Raw genomic sequence first — 17,151 nt, 5'->3', positions numbered from 1 at the left:
CCTTGCCAGCAACACCGTCCCAGGAGTATCCGCCGTGGATGACGCCGCCCAGGTCCTGAAATTCGTCCGCCCCGGTGGCCTGCCCACCGTTCTGCTGATCTTTGCGATCGGCTGGTTGCTGGTGCAGATCCTGCGCCGCGCCGGCGATCATCTGGGCAACCGCATGATCGATCGGCGCCTTGGCATCAACCAGGCCGTCACCTTCATGCGCTTCGGCATCTTCATCGCCGCCTTCGCCGCCGCGATCCCGGTGCTGTTTTCGCTGACCGACCAGATGATGATCGCCCTGGGCGGCACCATCGCGCTGACGGTCGGCTTCGCCCTGAAGGATCTGGCCGCCTCGGTGATTGCCGGCATCACCCTGCTGATCGACAAGCCGTTCCAGGTCGGCGACCGGGTCAGCTTCGACGGCTACTACGGCGAGATCGTCAGCATCGGCCTGCGCTCGGTGCGGCTGGCCACGCTGGATGACAACCTGGTCACCATTCCCAACAACAAGTTCCTCAACGACAGCGTCTCCAGCGGCAACGCCGGCGAGCTGCACATGCTGGTGCAGCAGGATTTCTACATCGGCATCGAACAGGATCTGCAGGTCGCCAGGCGCATCGTGGAGGAAGCACTTACCTCAAGCCCCTATGCCTACCTCGCCAAACCCTGGGCGGTGCTGGTCAACGAGGTGATCCACGAACAGTATTTCGCGTTGCGACTGCGCGCCAACGTGTACGTGATGGACGTGCGCTACGAAAAAATCCTGGAGTCGGACGTGACCCAGCGCATCGTCAGCGCATTCGCCGAGGCCGGTATCCAGCGACCCGCGATCCTATACCGGCATGTGCCGATGGCCGCGGAACTGCAAGCGCGCGCGGGAGCCGGCGCGGCGGGCTGACGGCAATCCGATGCCCGGCATTCAAGTCGAGCGCAGATACTCGTCCTTCAGCCGCACGTAGTGGTCCGCCGAGTAATGCAGCTGCTCGATCTGCGCATCGCTGAGTCGACGCACGAACTTCGCCGGGTTGCCCAGCCAGAGCTCGCCTTCGCCGACCACCTTGCCCGGCGCAATCAGGCTGCCGGCGCCGACGAAACCATGCTTGTGGACCACCGCGCCGTCCATCACCGTGGCATGCATGCCGATCAGGCAGTAGTCGCCGATGGTGCATGCGTGCACCACGGCGGCGTGACCGATGGTGACGCCCTCGCCGATCAGGCAGGGAAAGCCCGGGCCATACGGGCCGGCGTGGGCCACATGCACGATGCTGCCATCCTGGATGCTGGTGCGCGCGCCGACGCGGATGCAATTGACGTCGCCACGCAATACCGTGCCGGGCCAGATCGACACGTCGTCGCCCAGCACGACGTCGCCGATCACGCTGGCGGCGGGATCGACGTAGACGCGTTGGCCCACGGTCGGCGAAATGCCCTTGAAACTGCGCAATGGATTCATCCATGCATGGTAACGGCCACAGCCGCATCGCGCGTGACGGCTTGCGAAATGGGTTGCGCTTGATTTCAGCCGGCCCGGTCGCCACGCTGGGGGATCAAAGGAGAGCCCATGAACCCGCACGACAACCCGCTACTGGCCGATGACACCCTGCCGGCGTTCTCGAAGATTCGCCCCGAGCACATCGAGCCGGCGATCGACACGCTCCTGGCTGACTACCGCGCCGGCATCGCGGCGCTGACCGCGGCGGGCGCGCCGCGCGACTTCGCCAGCGTGATGCTGTCGCAGGAGCGGCTGGAGCAACGGCTGGCACGCGCGTGGGCGCCGGTAAGTCATCTGCATTCGGTGGCCGACAACGAGGCCTTGCGCAAGGTGTACGGGCCGGCCGAGGAAAGGCTCACCGAGCATGCGATCGAGCTGGGCCAGAACCGCGACCTGTATGCCGCGGTGCAGGCGCTGGCCGACGCGCCGGACTTCGGCACCCTGCCGCGTCCCGAGCGTGCGCTGGTCGAACATGCCTTGCGTGATTTCCGCCTGTCCGGCGTGGCGCTGGAGGAACCCGCGCGTTCGCGCTTCCGCGAGATCGGCGTCGAGCTGTCCCGGCTTTCCACCGAATTTTCCAACGCGGTGCTGGACGCCAGCGAGGCCTGGCACCAGCACATCACCGACGAGCGCGATCTGGCCGGCATCCCCGAATCCGGTCGCGCGGTGCTGCGCCAGTATGCGAAGGAGCAGGAGCTGGACGGCTACCTGGTCACGCTGAAGCAGCCCAGCGTGCAGGCTGTGCTCACCTATGCCGACAATCGCGACCTGCGTGAAAAGGTCTATTGGGCCTATCAGACGCGCGCCTCCGACCAGGGACCGGACGCGGGCAAGTTCGACAACAGCGCGCGCATCGAGCAGATCATGGCGCTGCGCCATGAAGCGGCGCAGCTGCTGGGTTTCGCCAACACCGCCGAGGAGTCGCTGGCCACCAAGATGGCCGCTTCGCCGGCGGAGGTGCTGGAGTTCCTGCACGATCTGGCCGAACGGGCCAGGCCGGTGGCGCAGCAGGAGCTGACCGCGCTGCGTGAATTTGCCCATGAGGCGTTGCAACTGGACAACCTCGAGGCCTGGGACATTGGCTACGCCTCGGAAAAGCTGCGCGTGCAGCGCTACGCCCTCGACGAGGAGCAGCTCAAGCCGTACTTCCCGTTGCCGGCCGTGGTGGCCGGGCTGTTCGACCTCACCCGACAGCTTTACGGCATCACCCTGCAGGCGCGTGACGACGTCGACGTGTGGCATCCGGACGTGCGCTACTACGACGTGCGTGATGCCGAAGGTCGGGTATTTGCCGGCGCCTATATCGACTTGTATGCGCGCAAGGGCAAGCGCGGCGGTGCGTGGATGGACGTGTGCCGGGCGCGTTTCGACGACGGCGAGAAGTTGCAGTTGCCGGTGGCCTTCCTCACCTGCAACTTCGCGCCGCCCACCGACGGCAAGCCGGCCTTGCTCACCCACGACGACGTGCTGACCCTGTTCCACGAATTCGGCCATGGCCTGCACCACCTGCTCACCGGCATCACCTTGCCGTCGATCGGCGGCATCGACGGCGTCGAGTGGGATGCAGTGGAACTGCCCAGCCAGTTCATGGAGAACTTCGGCTGGAACCGCCAGGCGCTGGACCTGTTTGCCCGGCACGTCGAAACCGGCGAGCGGCTGCCGGACGAGTTGTTCGAGCGGATGCTCGCGGCCCGCCACTTCCACGCCGGCCTGTTCCTGGTGCGCCAGCTGGAGTTCGCCCTGTTCGATTTCCTGCTGCACCTGGAATACGACCCGGCCCAGGGCGCGCGCACGCTGGCGGTGCTCGAGGAGGCACGCAAACAGGTCGCCGTGTTGCATCCGCCGGCATGGCAGCGTTTTCCGCACGGCTTCAGCCACATCTTCGCCGGCGGCTATGCGGCGGGCTACTACAGCTACCTGTGGGCCGAACTGCTCAGCGCGGATGTGTTCGGTGCGTTCGAGGAGCAGGTCGGGACAGGTGGCAGTGTCATCGACCCGGCCACCGGCGCGCGCTTCCGTCAGGAGTTCCTCGCCGTCGGTGCCAGCCGCCCGGCGCTGGAAAGCTTCATCGCCTTCCGCGGCCGCAAGCCGGAACCCGGGGCCCTGCTGCGCAGCTACGGCCTGGCCTGATCAGTCCGCGTTTCCCGCACACAAAAAAAGCCCGCCGAAGCGGGCTTTTCTTCAGGAGCTGAGTCGGTGTGACTCAGGCAGCCTGGACTTCCTCAGCCTGCAGGCCTTTCTGGCCCTTGGTGACGATGAACGTGACGCGCTGACCTTCCTGCAGGGACTTGAAGCCCGTGCCCTGGATCGCGCGAAAATGCACGAACAGGTCATCACCGCTTTCCGGCGTGATGAAGCCAAAACCCTTGGCGTCGTTGAACCACTTGACTGTACCGCTTTGACGATCCGACATGTAACTTTACCTTTGAAGCATGGATGGTTTGCGGCTTGGAGCGAGATGCACTTGACCGCAAGGTGGGCAAGCAAACCGGGTTGTCCCGGGACACTCGCCTGCGCAGCATACACTGGAACTGGCGGTTTCGGTGGCTTTCCGATGCAAATACTTGACATCGGCTCCAACCGGGTGGTGGCGGGCCGGTGGCCGGACGCTGGCCGGGACTCTGGCGGGCTCCGTTGCCCGGGTCGGGAATTCGGCTCAAACGGGGCGGCCACCATGCGTTTTCCGGCCTGACCTGGCCCGCCGGAGCGGGAACCGTCGCATGCGCGAACGGCGCAGACAGCATCCCGGAGCGGCCAGCCGCCGTCCGACCGGCTGCCGGGGCCATCCTCTACAATGGCGGCATGAAGATCGCCTCATGGAACGTCAATTCGCTGAAGGTGCGCCTGCCGCACCTGACCCAGTGGCTGGCCGACGCGCAGCCCGATGTGGTGGCGCTGCAGGAAACCAAGCTGGAGGACGCGAAATTTCCGGTCGACGAACTGGCTGCGGCCGGCTATCGAACGGTGTATTCGGGCCAGAAGACCTACAACGGCGTGGCGATCCTGGCCCGCGCCGGGGTTCACGACGATTTCGGCGATGTCGTCACCGACATCCCGGGCCTGGACGATCCGCAGCGGCGCATCCTGGCGGCCACCGTCGGCGGCTTGCGCGTGGTCGACCTGTACGTGGTCAACGGCAAGGCGGTCGGTGACGAGAAGTACGACTACAAGCTGGACTGGCTGGACAAGGTGCGCGAGTTCCTGGCGCGTGAACACGAGCGCCATCCGAATCTGGTGGTGCTGGGTGACTTCAACATCTGTCCCGACGACCGCGACGTCTACGACCCGGTAGCCTGGGGCGAGGACATCCTCTGTTCGCCGCCGGAGCGCGCCGCGCTCAAGGCGATCACCGATCTTGGCCTGCACGACAGTTTCCGCCTGTTCCAGAGCGAGCCGGGGCACTTCAGCTGGTGGGACTACCGGCAGGCCGCGTTCCGCCGCAACATGGGCCTGCGCATCGACCTGATCCTGATCGGCGATGCCCTCAAATCCGCCGCCACCGCGGCGGCGATCGACCGCGAACCGCGAACCTGGGAGCGGCCTTCCGACCACACGCCGGTAACGCTGGAACTGGATATTTGAACGACATGACTGCAAAGAGCGAATGGCCCAGTTCGCTGGATGACAAGGAACTGGAAGAACTCGATCGCTACCTGCGCGCGCACACCGGCGAGGGTGACCTGTTGCTCGATGGCGTGCACGGTCTGCTCAGCGCGCTGGCAGTGGGCCCGTTGCAGGTGATGCCCGACGAATGGTTGCCCGAGGTGCTGCACGAGGCCTTCGATGACGAAAGCGAAGGCAACCGCGTGCTCGAACTGCTGGCCAAGCTCAACGACTCGATCTCCGCCGAACTCGATGTGGATGCCTACGAGCCGATCCTCGGCGAGGTGATGACCGAGACCGGCCCGATGCTGTCGGCCGGCGGCTGGTGCGAAGGGTTCAGCCGCGGCATCGATCTGCGCGCCGCGCTGTGGGAAAGCCGGCTGTCCGAAGATCCGCAGTTGATGGAACTGCTTGGCCCGGTGATGGCGTTGGCGGTCGACGAGGGCATCCTCAGCGCCGAGGCCGAATTCGAGAAGCTCAACGACGACGAATACGACGAATGCCTCGCCCAGGTGCCGGTGGTGCTGCATGCGGTGAACCAGTACTGGCAGGCCAAGCCGGCGACCGAGGCCGAAGTCGAGTCGATGGTGCTGCAGCAACGCCCGAGTCAGGAGGATGAGGCTGCGCCGCCGCGGCAGCGCAGTGGGCATTGGGTGCATTGAGTTTGTGAGAAGGTGTTCGGTGTTCGGTAGGGTTGCGTTCTGGAAACGGTGCGTTTCCGGGGGGGCACTTGGCGGGGTGGCGCGGGGAGGCCATCTTGGCCGGCAGACCTTTCTGACCGGAGCAAGCCATGAGCGATCGCCACATCATTCGCCGCGTCCGCGGCACCGACACATCCGACGGCGCCGGGGTGAAGCTCAAGCGCATCATCGGCCAGGGCGCGCTGGACATGCTCGATCCGTTCCTGCTGCTGGACGAGTTCCGCTCCGACAGCGCCGACGACTACATCGCCGGTTTTCCCGAGCACCCGCACCGCGGTTTCGAGACGGTGACCTACATGCTGGCCGGGCACATGCAGCACGGCGACAACCATGGCAACCGCGGTGACCTGGTACCCGGCAGCGTGCAGTGGATGACCGCCGGTCGCGGCATCCTGCACTCGGAAATGCCGCAGCAGGAAAACGGCCTGATGTGGGGATTCCAGCTGTGGGTGAACCTGCCGGCGAAAGACAAGATGACCGCGCCGCGCTACCAGGACATCGGGCCGGAGCGCATTCCCGTCGTGCGCCCGGCTGAAGGCGTGGAGGTGAAGGTGATCGCTGGTGAACTGGCCGGCGCCACCGGCCCGGTCGAGGGCATCCCGACCGCGCCGGTCTATCTGGACGTCGCGCTGCAACCCGGCGCCCGCTTCAGCCTCGATCTGCCGGCCGGGCATCATGGATTCGCCTACGTGTTCGATGGCGAGTCGGCCCTGGTCGGCGGGGAGCCGCTGCAGCGCAGCGAGCTGGGCGTGTTGTCCGATGGCGAGCAATTGCCGTTGGCCGGTGGCGACAAGGCCTCGCGCCTGCTGGTGGTCGCCGGTCGGCCGCTGCAGGAGCCGGTGGCGCGCTACGGCCCGTTCGTGATGAACACGCAAGCGCAGATCCAGCAGGCGATCGCCGATTTCCGTGCGGGCAAGTTTTAGGGATGCCCTGATCCATTCAGCACAGGCGGCATGATGTCCGGAAGGTTCGCAGGTGGGAGTGCGTGACCCAGCCAAGGCTGGCTGCCTTGGCCAGGCGCGCGCTGCCGCATGCGGCCCTCCTGGACATCACCCCTTATTTTCGATTTCCATCCGTTGGGCCGGTTGTGCCTGCCCACATCGGTGCGACGCACCGTCTGGACAGAGGCGGCCAGCCTGCCCTCGTCGGCCCGCCACCCAGCTGCGAGCAGACACAGCCGGTGACGCCTGCGTTGAATGGATCAGAGCATCCCTGGGGCAACTTTTGCCGGGTATCGAGCAGGCGGGGTCGTGCAATCGCGTGGCTTGATCACTCGAGACGCCGATGCATTCCGCGCCGCGTCCAAGAGCCGCGCCATCCGCCCTGTCGCGCACCTTGAACTCGCGCCATCCTTGGCGCTCGTCCTGCGGGCAGCGCAGCTGCTCAAGGCGGCAGTCCTGCGCCTTGTCCCCCGTCAACGGGGTAAGGAAAGACTGCGCGCTGCACGAAACAGCCCTTCCCCCGCATCGCGGGGGAAGGTGCCCGACAGGGCGGATGGGGGCGCTTTTGACACATGTTGAGCTCTTCAGCGTCGTCCCGAACGAAAGTGCGCGCCAATTGGCAGCCTCGGCCTCCTTGCCCCCCGCACCTGCCCGGCGCGACCTTAGATCGCCGTGGGGGCTTACATACACCGATGTAAACGTTTACATTTAGACGCCACCGCCTCCGGCGCGCGCCCACCGCGCCACCCAGGAGAAAGCATGAGCGATCCAACATCCTCCCGTCGCTATTCCCCGCTGTGGTCGTCCGTGGCGGCCTGCATCCTTGTTCTGCTGTCTGTCCCGGCAGCCCTGGCATACGAAGCTGCCGCAGGCCAGTTCCCGCGGGCACATCAGCCGTCCAATGCGCAGCTTGTGGCCCCGGCGATCGAGCACAAGGTCGAGGCGCTGCTCAAGCGGATGACGCTGGCCGAGAAGATCGGTCAACTGGTCCAGTACAACGATCAGGGCTCCGCGGCACCCACCGCGGCGGACGCCGACGCCGCGCTCGCGGTGAATCCGGAAACGCTCGACCACGTCGATGCGATGGCGCTGGCGAAGAAGGGCGAGCTCGGTTCCATGCTCAACGTGATCGGCGCCGCCAAGACGCGGCGATTCCAGGAGGCGGCGATGCACAGCCGCCTCGGCATCCCGATCCTGTTCGGTGCCGACGTGATCCACGGTTATCGCACCATCTATCCGGTGCCGCTGGGCCTGTCCGCCTCGTGGGACCCGCAGCTGGTGCAGGACGTGTCGCACATGGCCGCAGTCGAGGCCACCACCGCCGGCGTGAAGTGGTTTTATTCGCCGATGGTGGACATTTCGCGTGATGCGCGCTGGGGCCGTTCGACCGAGGGCGCCGGCGAAGATGCCTACCTCGGCGCGGCGATGGCGCGCGCCTATATTCGCGGCTACCAGGGCACCGACCTGTCCAGGCCGGAGAGCGTGGCCGCGTCGGTCAAGCACTTCGCTGCCTACGGCGCGGCCGAGGCCGGCCGCGAGTACAACACCACCGACATGTCCGACGTCCGCCTGCGCCAGGTCTACCTGCCGCCGTACAAGGCCGCGGTGGAAGCGGGCGCCGCCACGATGATGAGTTCGTTCAATGCACTCAACGGCGTGCCCGCCACCGCCGATCCGTATCTGATGGACGAGATCCTGCGCAAGGAATGGGGCTTCGACGGCTTCGTGGTCAGCGACTACACCGCGGTGATGGAACTGACCCATCACGGCATTGCGCTGGACGCCGCCACGGCGACGCAGAAGGCGCTGGAGGCCGGTGTCGACGTGGACATGATGTCCCACTACTACGACACCCAGATTCCCAAACTGCTGGCCGAACACCGCTTGTCGATGGCCACCGTGGACGAGGCCGTGCGTCGCGTCTTGCGGGTGAAGTTCGCGCTCGGCTTGTTCGAGCATCCGTATGCGCGCGGCAGCGAGGTGACGCAGGCGGTGGCCGCGCATCGCCCGCTGGCCCGTCGCGCCGCGGAGGAGTCGTTCGTGCTGCTGAAAAACGGCGGTGACGGTGCGGCCCCGGTGCTGCCGTTTTCCCCCGACGTGAAGAAAATCGCCCTGATCGGCCCGCTGGCCGACAACGCCGCCGAGATGAAAGGCGCCTGGGGCGGCGCGCAGCATTTGCCCGACGTGATCACCGTGCGCGACGGCCTGCAGGCGCGCCTGAAAAAGCGGGGCGGCGAATTGCTGTATGCGCCGGGCACCGACTTCGATGGCGATTCCACGGCCGGCTTCGCTGCGGCCAGGGACGCGGCCGAACAGGCTGACGTGGTGGTGATGGCACTGGGCGAGTCCGGCAAGATGAGCGGCGAAGCCGGTTCGCGCGCGCATCTGGACCTGCCCGGCAACCAGCAGCAGTTGCTGGAGGAAATCGTGGCCACCGGCAAGCCGGTCGTGCTGCTGGTGTTTTCCGGTCGTCCGCTGGTGCTGGATTGGGCGGCGACACACGTGCCGGCGATCATGGCGGTCTGGTTTCCCGGCACCGAAGCGGGTTCGGCCATTGCGAACACCCTGTTCGGTGATGTGTCGCCCAGCGGCAAGCTGACCATGAGCTTCCCGCGCGCGGTCGGCCAGGAGCCGCTGTACTACAACCAGTTTCCCACCGGCCGGCCGCCCGGCAACGCCGACCTGAGCAAGCCGCCGTCGGGCAGCACCCGCTTCATTTCGCGTTACATCGACGTGCCCAACGACGCGCTGTATCCGTTCGGTTTCGGCCTGAGCTACACCACGTTCGCCTTTTCCAACGTGCATGTCTCGCGTGGTTCCGTCCCGTTGGCCGAGGCCAATCGGGCCGATGCGAAGGATCTGGTCACGGTCACCGCGATGGTGAAGAACACCGGCCAGCGTGAGGCCACCGAGGTGGCGCAGCTCTACGTGCGCAATCTCGGCGCAAGCGTCGAGCAACCGGTGCGCAGCCTGAAGGGCTTCACGCGGGTGACGCTGAAGCCGGGCCAATCGCGCCAGGTCACGTTCCAGCTCGGCTTCCCGGAGCTGTCATTCTGGAACGTGCACAGCCGGCAGGTGGTCGAGCCGACGCATTACACGGTGTGGGTCGGCGGCAGCTCGCTGGCCACGGAACAGGCGGATTTCGTGGTCACGCCGTGAGGCTCCGCAAGCCTTCCGGGCTCAGTCTGCCGGACGAACCTCGATGCCGGAAAGGAGCGCCGAGCCCTTGATCGGGACAAAGCGCAGGTCAAGCTTGCCGTCGCTGACCGTGACGTCGAAGTGCCGGGTCACGCCGACCAGGCTGGCGCCGGCGGCCTTGGCCGGGTCGAATCCGGCCAGGGTGCGCGAGCCGTTGGCGAACACATCGAAGCGATGTGGGCCATCCGCCGGATCGCCCGGATCGACAAACAGCAAGGTCACCTTCCACTCCCCGTTCGGCAACGGGATCGCGTAGGCGAAGCGGCCTTCGCGATAACCGCTGCGTAGGCGCGGATCGCCTTCGCCGGTCAAGCGCGCCGCCCGCGCCTTGTCCAGCCGGTGCGGCGTACCGCCCTCGAACCAGTTGTCCGAACCGGTGAGCGAGCCGTCGGCGGCGACAAAGCCCGACAGGTCACCGACATTGATCGCCAGTCCCTGCTTCGCATCCGGCGCATGCCAGCTCACGCTGTCCGTCACACGGCGGTCACCGAACTGCGCCCGCGCCACGACATGGTTTTCGCCCGCAGCCAGCGCCACGTCGTGCAGCACGCAGATACGCTCGCGACAGGGCACCTCGCCCAGCATGCGACCGTTGAGGCTTACCTGCACCTGGTCCGCATTGCTGTAGATGCGCACGTCGTTCACCGCATAGGCGCGCTGCGTGTAGCGGCGTCCGTTGACATGCACCATTGGCTGATCCGACCAGTGCGCCTGGTAGAAATAGAACGCGTCCTTTTTCGTCTTGTGGTCGTAGGACACCAGGCCCTTGTCGTTGATGTCGGTGGAGTCGCCTTCATGGCGGATGTTGGAGGCGAAGTCGAACATGTTCCATACCCAGCTGGCCCAGATGTACGGCCGCTTCGCCAACTGCGGCCAGCTCTGCTCGTGCCACCAGCTCTGGAACTCCTCCGGGTGCGGCCGCCCGGACGTGTTGATCGGCCCGCCGCGCGGATTGTCGGTGTGCTGCGACAGCGCACCGCCGGCCCCGAACTCGCTGACCGAGATCGGAATGTCCGGATGCGCCGCATGCAAGGCATCCATCGCCGGACCGAAGTCGCCGACCTGGCCGTAGTACCAGCCGTAGTAGCGGTTGTAGCCCATCAGATCGGTGATGCCGGCGAGCATCGGCGTTACGCCAGGTTTGCTGCCGGGGGTGGATTCGCAGCAGTCCGCCATGGTGGTGGGGCGGGTGGGATCTTCCTGTCGTGCCAGCGCGACCAGCTCGCGCAGCAGCGGGCGCGGGTCCGCCTTCGGGCCGAGCGCGCCATGGGCCAGGTCGATGTCCACCTCATTGCCCACGCCCCAGGTCACCACCGAGGGATGGTTGCTGTTCTGGCGGATCAGCTCGATCAACTGCTGGCGCGCATTGGCCACCAGCGCGGGCGACGCCGGTGCGTTGGTGAAGGCGACCTTGTTGACGAAGGGAATCTCCGACCACACCGCCATGCCGGCCTTGTCCGCCGCGTCGAACCACGCCTGCGCATGCTGGTAGTGGGCAAAGCGCACCGTGTTCGCGCCCATCTCGGCAATCAGCGCCATGTCGCTGGCGGCATCGGCCGCGGTGATGGCCCAACCCTTGCCCTCCCGGTCCTGGTGGCGCGACACGCCGTGCAGCGCGAGATGCCGGCCGTTGAGGAAGAAGCCCTTGTCCGCATCGAAGTGGAAGCTGCGCACGCCCAGCGGCTGGGTGACGCGGTCGAGCAGCTTGCTGCCGTCGCGCACGGTCGCAACGACCTGGTAGAGATACGGATCCTGCCGACCGTTCCACAGATGTGGCTGCGGCAGGTTCAACTGGGTCGTGGCGTCATCATTCGCGTTCGCCGGCAGTTGCATCGATTGCGCGTGGCGCGCCACGACCACGCCTTGCGCATCGCGGATCTCGATGACGAGTTTGGCCAAGCGTGGCGCCGGCGTATCGTTGCGCAGCCGGACAAGGACGTGAATCTGCGCAGCCTTGGTGGTGATCTGCCCGGCGTGGGCGTAGACACCCGGGCCACCGTGATCGAGCAGGTCGACGTGCACCGGCGCCACGCCGATCAACGACACCAGGCGATACAGGCCCCCGTGGATGAAGAAGTCGCCCATCAGCGGAATCACGTCCTGCGTGGTGCTGCCCGGTGCCGGCTGGCTGTTGTCGGCGCGCACCACGATCTCGTTGTCGCCGTGGAGATGCAGCACATCGGTGACATCGAAGCGGAAGCGTGCAAAGGCCCCGGCATGGCGACCCACGTGTACGCCGTTGACCCACACGTCGGCGATATTGCCGACGCCGTCAAACTGCAGGTAGTGGCGCTGGCCGGGAGGGATTTTCGCCGGGTCCAGGCGCAGGCGATACCAACCGACCCCTTGTGCATTGTTGATCGAGGCCGAGCGCGTCAGCCGGTATTCGCCGAAATGATTCCAGGTGTGCGGCAAGGCCACCTGCTGCCAGTCACGGTCGTCGAACGTGGCCGCCGTCATCGCCTGCGTATCGCCGGCGGTGCCGGTGTAGCGGAAATGCCAGCCGTCGCGCAGCTCGGTCACCGATCGGCCAGCGCCGGCCGCAGTCGCACTGACCTGCGCGGCCAGCAGCAGCGTGCACAGCAAAACCCAGGACCATCGCCAGACCTGTCGACTCATCATGTCTCCATCCCCGATCGGGTGCGTCGCGCCGACCTGGCGCGTTGCCGCATCGGCCCGCTTCATCCCTTCACGCTGCCCAGCAACAAGCCTTGCAGGTAGTGCCGCTGCAGCGCCAGGAACAACACCAGCACCGGCAGCACGGTGACGACCGCGCCGGCCATCATCAGCTCGGTGTCCTCGCTGTGTTCGCGCGCCAGCGAGGCCAGCGCCAGCGGCAGGGTGTAGTGCTCCTGCCCGGTCAGCACGATCAGCGGCCACATGAAGTCGTTCCACGCGGCGAGGAAGGTGAACACGGTCAGCGTCACCATGATCGGCTTGAGCAGCGGCAGCACGATCTGCATGAAGATGCGCCATTCGCCGGCGCCATCGATGCGCGCCGCTTCCAGCAGTTCGTCGGGCACGCTGCGGGCGTACTCGCGCACCAGGTAGATGCCGAAGATGGTCGCCATGCCCGGCACGATCACGCCGGCATAGCTGTTGACCAGGCCGGCGTATTTCAGCAGCAGGAACAGCGGCAGCATCGCCACCTGGGCCGGGATCACCAGCGCGCCGATCAAGGCCTGGAACAGGCGCTCGCGCCCGGCGAAACGCAGCTTGGCGAAGGCGTAGCCGGCCATCAGGTTGCACAGCAAGGCAAGCGCCGCGATCGCGCCGGAGACGAAAAGGCTGTTGAGCACGTAACGACCCATGCCGGCGCGCGCGAACAGCTCGCGGTAGTTGTCCAGGGTTGCGTGGGTCGGCAGCAACGGTGGCGGCAGCGAGCTGGCCGTGCCCGGGGCCATGAACGACACCGACAGCATCCACAGCAGTGGCAGCACGGCGATCACGGCGCAGCCGAGCAGGGCGCCATTGATCAGCCAGCGTGCCAGCCGCGGATTCATGCCGGCTCCCTGCGCCGCATCAGGCGCAGCATCGCGATCGTGATCGCCAGGATGACGCCGAACAGCATGAACGCCACCGCCGAGGCCACGCCGAGGTTCCACCACTTGAAGCCGTCGTCATACATCAGGTACAGCACGCTCACCGTGCTTTGCAGCGGGCCGCCTTCGGTCATCACGTAGGGCTCGGCGAACAACTGGAAATAGCCCGCCACGGTGAGCACCATCACCAGCGCCATGGTGGGTTTGAGCATCGGCAGCGTGATGTGCCAGAACTGTCGCGGTGCGGAGGCGCCATCCATGCGCGCGGCCTCGTACAGCTCCGGCGGGATCGCCTGCAGTCCGGCCAGGAAGATGATCATGTTGTAGCCGAAGTTCTTCCACACCGCGAACGCGATGATCGTGGGCATCGCCCAGTGCGGGTCGCCGAGCCAGTCGACCGGATGCACACCGAGCTCGGCCAGAGCGTAGTTCACCAGCCCGTACTTGGTGTTGAACAGGTAGCGCCAGATCACCGCCACCGCCACCACCGTGGTCACCACCGGCGCGAACAGCACGGTGCGGTGGAACGACTTCATGCGTGCCAGTGGCGAGTTCAGCAGCAGCGCCGTGCCCAGCGAAGCGCCGATCGACAGCGGCACGCCGACCGCGACGAAGTAGAACGTGTTGCCCAGGGCCGACCAGAACAAGGGTCGATGCAGCAGCTCCCAGTAATTGTGCAGGCCGACGAAACGCAGGTTGCGGATGTCGGCCAGCGCGTACAGGTCGTAGTCGGTGAGGCTCAGGCCCAGCGCGCCGATCACCGGCGCAATGAAGAACACGCCCAGCACCAGCAGCGCCGGCGCAAGGAACAGCCAGGCGGTGCGCGTGCGAATCATGGTTGGCCCTCGTGCGCGCGGTCGAGCATCCAGCGATGCTTGGCGAGAATCGCGTCGGTACGCCGATCGATCTCGGCGGCGGCCTGATCCACCGTCAGCTTGCCGTGTGCCGCCTCGGCCGCGACCAGCTGCATCTCGTTGACGATGCGTTCCCATTCGGGCACCGGCGGCGTCGGCTTGACCCGTTCCAGCTGGTCGCGGAACGCCTGCACCGCCGGATCGCTGCGCAAGGCCTCGCCCTGCCACGCCGAGCGACGCGGCGGCATGTCGCCGAGCAGCGCGTAGAACTGCTGCTGCACCTGCGGCCGCGACAGGTATTCGATCAGCAGCCAGGCCTGCGCCTGGCGCGGCGAGTGGCGAAAGATCACCAGGCTGGAGCCGCTGGCGATGCCGGCACCGGGCCCGTGCGGGCCGGGCAGCGGCGCGGTCGCCCACTCCTCCTGCTGCGCGGGCGGCAGGCGCTGGCGGAACTCGCCGATGTTCCACGGGCCGGAGAAGTAGAACGCGTACACGCCGCGGCCGAACTCGGTCCACGGGTTGGGCACCTCGGTATTGGCCAGCAGCGGCGCTTCGTGGCGTTTGAAGATGTCGACGTAGAACGCCAGCGCGTGCCTGAAGCCGGGACTCTCGAAATTGCCGTAGCGGCCGCCGTCGCGCAACAGCGGCTCGTCCTGCTGCAGCGCCAGCGACAGCAACTGCTCGAACTCGTTGGTGGGCAGCAGGATCGCGTAGTGGTCCGGCGCGGCGCGCGCCTGCAGCGCGGCCAGCTGGCGCGACCACTCGGCCCAGTCGCGCGGCGGTGCGTCGAAGCCGGCTGCCTTGAGCAGGTCCTTGCGGTAGAACAGCAGGCGCGTGTCGACGTACCACGGGATGCCGTACAGCGTGCCGCCGATGCGGTTGGTGGCCCAGATGCCGGGGAAATAATCGGCCGGCTGCACGACACGCGAGCGATCCACATGAGCTTGCAGTGGCTGCAGCGCATCCAGCGCCTGCAGTTCGGCGATCCAGGTATTGCCCAGCTGGGCCACGTCCGGCGTGGTGTCGCCCGCGATCGCGGTGAGCAGTTTCTGGTGCGCCGCCTTCCACGGCAATTCCTGCACCTTGACGTGGATGTCGGGGTGCTCGCGCTCGAACGCCGGGATCAGCTTGGCCACCGACTCGCTCTCGCGGCCCATCGCCCAGAAAGTCAGCGTGTTGCGCGGCGTGTCGTGACCGTCGCATGCACCCAGGCTGGCCAGTACCAGCGCCGCGCAGCAGCGCGGAGCCAGTGCCAGCCAGCGGCGCCACCTCATGGCGTCGTCGCCGCCTCTTCCGACTTCGCCTCGGACTTTTGCGACTTCATCGTCGTCTGCTCGAGCCAGCCGCCGCGGAACCCGGCCTGCTGCAAACCCTTGCGCACGTACGGGTTGCCGCGCATCACGCGCCACACCAGACCGCTGCGCCAGTTCTCCAGCATCAGCAGGATCGGACCCTGGTCGATGCCCAGGTACTCATTGTCGACCCAGCCAAACCCGGGAATCACCAGGCCGGTGCGCAGCGGCGCGTCGGTATCGTGCAAAGTCAGGTTGAACGCGTCGCGGAAGCCGTATTTCGCGTAGATGTATTTGCCGTAGCGGTCTTTCATGTGCAGGAACTCCGGCACCACGATGTCCGGCGCGAAGGCGATCGAGCCCAGCGCTGCCGTCGGCGCGATGGTACCGTCATCGACGATGCGACGCAGGCCCACGCCGCGCGCCGAATAGCCGAAGTACTGGCGTTTGTGGCCATCCGTGGTGATGCCGAAATGACCGGGGCCATTGCTGGCGGTCAGGCCCCACAGGTTCTTGCCGTAGCCGGTCCAGCCGGACGGGTTGGCGATCGCGTAGTTGCGCTGTGACTGCGCAGCACGGCGGCCGTTCTCGAAATAGTCCGAATCATGCCGCCGCATGAAGTCGTCGCGTATGTCGCGAAAGTCGATCCAGGCCGCGCTGTATTGGTGTCCGAACAGTGGACCAAAGGTCAGGAACGTCTCGCCGTACAGCGTGCCCCAATCGCGCTCGTGGGTGCTGGTCCATGCTTTCCACGCCTCCGGCTTGAGCGGATGCGTGGGCGAGCCCAGCGCCAGGATGTAGAGCAGATTCGCCTCGTTGTAATCGCCGCCCCAGTCGTGCGGGATGAACTTCCCACCCGGCGTCCAGCCCATGCTGACCAGTGGCGGACGCGCCTGCATCCAGGGCCAGTCGACGCGTTCGTACAACGTGTCGGCGAGCTGGCGGATCTCCTTTTCCTGCGGCGTGTCACGGTCATAGTAGGACTGCGCGAAGAGCACCCCGCCCAGCAGCAAGGTGGTGTCGATGCTGGAAAGCTCGGTGCGCCGTCCGTGGCGCAAGCCGGTCTGCATGTCGAGGAAGTGATAGAAGAAGCCGCGGTAGCCGGTGGCGTGATCCTCGCTGGCGTTCTGCGGCGCGTCGGCGAAAAAGCGCAAGGTCACCAGGGTGCGGTTCGCCGCCTCGTCGCGACTGATCCAGCCGCGTTCGGCGCCGATGCCGTAGGCGGTCAGGCCGAAACCCACCGCGGCGATGCTGGAGAACGACTGGCCGGGCCAATGATCAGGTGCCAGCCCGTTGTCCGGGTTGGTGGTGTCCCAGAAAAACTGGAAGGTGCGGTGCTCCAGATCGTCGAGCTGCGCCTGTTGCGCACTCGGCAACGCGTGGAATGCCAGCGATGTCGGTTGCGTCGCGACGGCGGCGTGGGAAGCGTCCTGGGTCGCCGCCGCCGGCTGCGTGCCGATGGCGGTGATCGCCAGGGCCAGCGCGAACGGAGCGAGCAAGGAGCGCAAACGTCGAAAAACCATGGTTGGAAATACCTGTG

The 17,151-nt window shown here is 66.4% G+C and carries 13 protein-coding genes; 6 read left to right on the top strand and 7 right to left on the bottom strand.

What is annotated here, in order from left to right; genetic code table 11:
- Positions 1-34: 34 nt before the first annotated feature.
- Positions 35-886, top strand: coding sequence for a mechanosensitive ion channel family protein (locus AC0L58_RS16150; protein ID WP_473685216.1), 852 nt, complete (start codon positions 35-37; stop codon positions 884-886).
- Between the two features lie 21 nt (positions 887-907).
- Here AC0L58_RS16150 and AC0L58_RS16145 read toward each other — a convergent pair whose 3' ends face one another.
- Positions 908-1,441 carry a gamma carbonic anhydrase family protein gene (locus tag AC0L58_RS16145; RefSeq protein ID WP_473685214.1) on the bottom strand — a complete coding sequence of 178 codons (534 nt, stop codon included), beginning with the start codon at positions 1,439-1,441 and terminating at the stop codon, positions 908-910.
- 108 nt (positions 1,442-1,549) lie between these two features.
- Here AC0L58_RS16145 and AC0L58_RS16140 point away from each other — a divergent pair, with 108 nt between their 5' ends.
- Positions 1,550-3,610, top strand: a complete 2,061-nt coding sequence (locus AC0L58_RS16140; RefSeq protein WP_473685213.1) for a M3 family metallopeptidase — start codon at positions 1,550-1,552, stop codon at positions 3,608-3,610.
- A gap of 73 nt (positions 3,611-3,683) precedes the next feature.
- Here the strand turns inward: AC0L58_RS16140 and AC0L58_RS16135 are convergent, their stop codons facing one another.
- Positions 3,684-3,893, bottom strand: a complete 210-nt coding sequence (locus AC0L58_RS16135; RefSeq protein WP_008438719.1) for a cold-shock protein — start codon at positions 3,891-3,893, stop codon at positions 3,684-3,686.
- Between the two features lie 389 nt (positions 3,894-4,282).
- On the opposite strand from AC0L58_RS16135, the gene xth reads away from it, so the two are divergent.
- The 4 genes from xth to AC0L58_RS16115 all read left to right on the top strand — a co-directional run bounded on the left by xth (position 4,283) and on the right by AC0L58_RS16115 (position 9,884).
- Positions 4,283-5,062 (top strand): exodeoxyribonuclease III, encoded by a 780-nt coding sequence (xth, locus tag AC0L58_RS16130; RefSeq protein ID WP_473685212.1) that lies wholly within the window; start codon positions 4,283-4,285, stop codon positions 5,060-5,062.
- 5 nt (positions 5,063-5,067) lie between these two features.
- Positions 5,068-5,745, top strand: coding sequence for a YecA/YgfB family protein (locus AC0L58_RS16125; RefSeq protein WP_473685211.1), 678 nt, complete (start codon positions 5,068-5,070; stop codon positions 5,743-5,745).
- Positions 5,746-5,873: 128 nt separating this feature from the next.
- Positions 5,874-6,707: a pirin family protein gene (locus tag AC0L58_RS16120; RefSeq protein ID WP_473685210.1), complete on the top strand. Its 834-nt coding sequence runs from the start codon at positions 5,874-5,876 to the stop codon at positions 6,705-6,707.
- Between the two features lie 777 nt (positions 6,708-7,484).
- On the top strand, positions 7,485-9,884 hold the full coding sequence (locus AC0L58_RS16115; RefSeq protein WP_473685208.1) for a glycoside hydrolase family 3 N-terminal domain-containing protein: 2,400 nt from the start codon (positions 7,485-7,487) through the stop codon (positions 9,882-9,884).
- A 21-nt stretch (positions 9,885-9,905) separates the two neighbouring features.
- Here AC0L58_RS16115 and AC0L58_RS16110 read toward each other — a convergent pair whose 3' ends face one another.
- The 5 genes from AC0L58_RS16110 to AC0L58_RS16090 form a co-directional block, all read right to left on the bottom strand.
- Positions 9,906-12,542: a glycoside hydrolase family 2 TIM barrel-domain containing protein gene (locus tag AC0L58_RS16110; protein ID WP_473685206.1), complete on the bottom strand. Its 2,637-nt coding sequence runs from the start codon at positions 12,540-12,542 to the stop codon at positions 9,906-9,908.
- 62 nt (positions 12,543-12,604) lie between these two features.
- Positions 12,605-13,426 (bottom strand): carbohydrate ABC transporter permease, encoded by an 822-nt coding sequence (locus AC0L58_RS16105; protein ID WP_473685204.1) that lies wholly within the window; start codon positions 13,424-13,426, stop codon positions 12,605-12,607.
- A complete protein-coding gene (locus tag AC0L58_RS16100) occupies positions 13,423-14,301 on the bottom strand; it encodes a carbohydrate ABC transporter permease (protein WP_473685202.1) in 879 nt (292 codons plus the stop codon). The genes AC0L58_RS16105 and AC0L58_RS16100 overlap by 4 nt, the downstream gene beginning before the upstream one ends.
- Positions 14,298-15,593 carry a sugar ABC transporter substrate-binding protein gene (locus tag AC0L58_RS16095; protein WP_473685200.1) on the bottom strand — a complete coding sequence of 432 codons (1,296 nt, stop codon included), beginning with the start codon at positions 15,591-15,593 and terminating at the stop codon, positions 14,298-14,300. Before AC0L58_RS16095 ends, AC0L58_RS16100 begins: the two co-directional genes overlap by 4 nt.
- Positions 15,590-17,134 (bottom strand): glucoamylase family protein, encoded by a 1,545-nt coding sequence (locus AC0L58_RS16090; RefSeq protein ID WP_473685198.1) that lies wholly within the window; start codon positions 17,132-17,134, stop codon positions 15,590-15,592. The genes AC0L58_RS16095 and AC0L58_RS16090 overlap by 4 nt, the downstream gene beginning before the upstream one ends.
- Positions 17,135-17,151: the final 17 nt, after the last annotated feature.

It is taken from the genome of Rhodanobacter sp. G2-10 (assembly GCF_055809185.1).
Note: the sequence above shows the minus strand (reverse complement) of the source record. Positions and strands in the feature narration are given on the sequence as shown.

Excerpts from the sequence above, each read along its gene's own strand:
- AC0L58_RS16145 (WP_473685214.1), bottom strand. The coding sequence starts at position 1,441 with ATGAATCCATTGCGCAGTTTCAAGGGCATTTCGCCGACCGTGGGCCAA.
- AC0L58_RS16140 (WP_473685213.1), top strand. The coding sequence starts at position 1,550 with ATGAACCCGCACGACAACCCGCTACTGGCCGATGACACCCTGCCGGCG.
- AC0L58_RS16135 (WP_008438719.1), bottom strand. The coding sequence starts at position 3,893 with ATGTCGGATCGTCAAAGCGGTACAGTCAAGTGGTTCAACGACGCCAAG.
- xth (WP_473685212.1), top strand. The coding sequence starts at position 4,283 with ATGAAGATCGCCTCATGGAACGTCAATTCGCTGAAGGTGCGCCTGCCG.
- AC0L58_RS16125 (WP_473685211.1), top strand. The coding sequence starts at position 5,068 with ATGACTGCAAAGAGCGAATGGCCCAGTTCGCTGGATGACAAGGAACTG.
- AC0L58_RS16120 (WP_473685210.1), top strand. The coding sequence starts at position 5,874 with ATGAGCGATCGCCACATCATTCGCCGCGTCCGCGGCACCGACACATCC.
- AC0L58_RS16115 (WP_473685208.1), top strand. The coding sequence starts at position 7,485 with ATGAGCGATCCAACATCCTCCCGTCGCTATTCCCCGCTGTGGTCGTCC.
- AC0L58_RS16110 (WP_473685206.1), bottom strand. The coding sequence starts at position 12,542 with ATGAGTCGACAGGTCTGGCGATGGTCCTGGGTTTTGCTGTGCACGCTG.
- AC0L58_RS16105 (WP_473685204.1), bottom strand. The coding sequence starts at position 13,426 with ATGAATCCGCGGCTGGCACGCTGGCTGATCAATGGCGCCCTGCTCGGC.
- AC0L58_RS16100 (WP_473685202.1), bottom strand. The coding sequence starts at position 14,301 with ATGATTCGCACGCGCACCGCCTGGCTGTTCCTTGCGCCGGCGCTGCTG.
- AC0L58_RS16095 (WP_473685200.1), bottom strand. The coding sequence starts at position 15,593 with ATGAGGTGGCGCCGCTGGCTGGCACTGGCTCCGCGCTGCTGCGCGGCG.
- AC0L58_RS16090 (WP_473685198.1), bottom strand. The coding sequence starts at position 17,134 with ATGGTTTTTCGACGTTTGCGCTCCTTGCTCGCTCCGTTCGCGCTGGCC.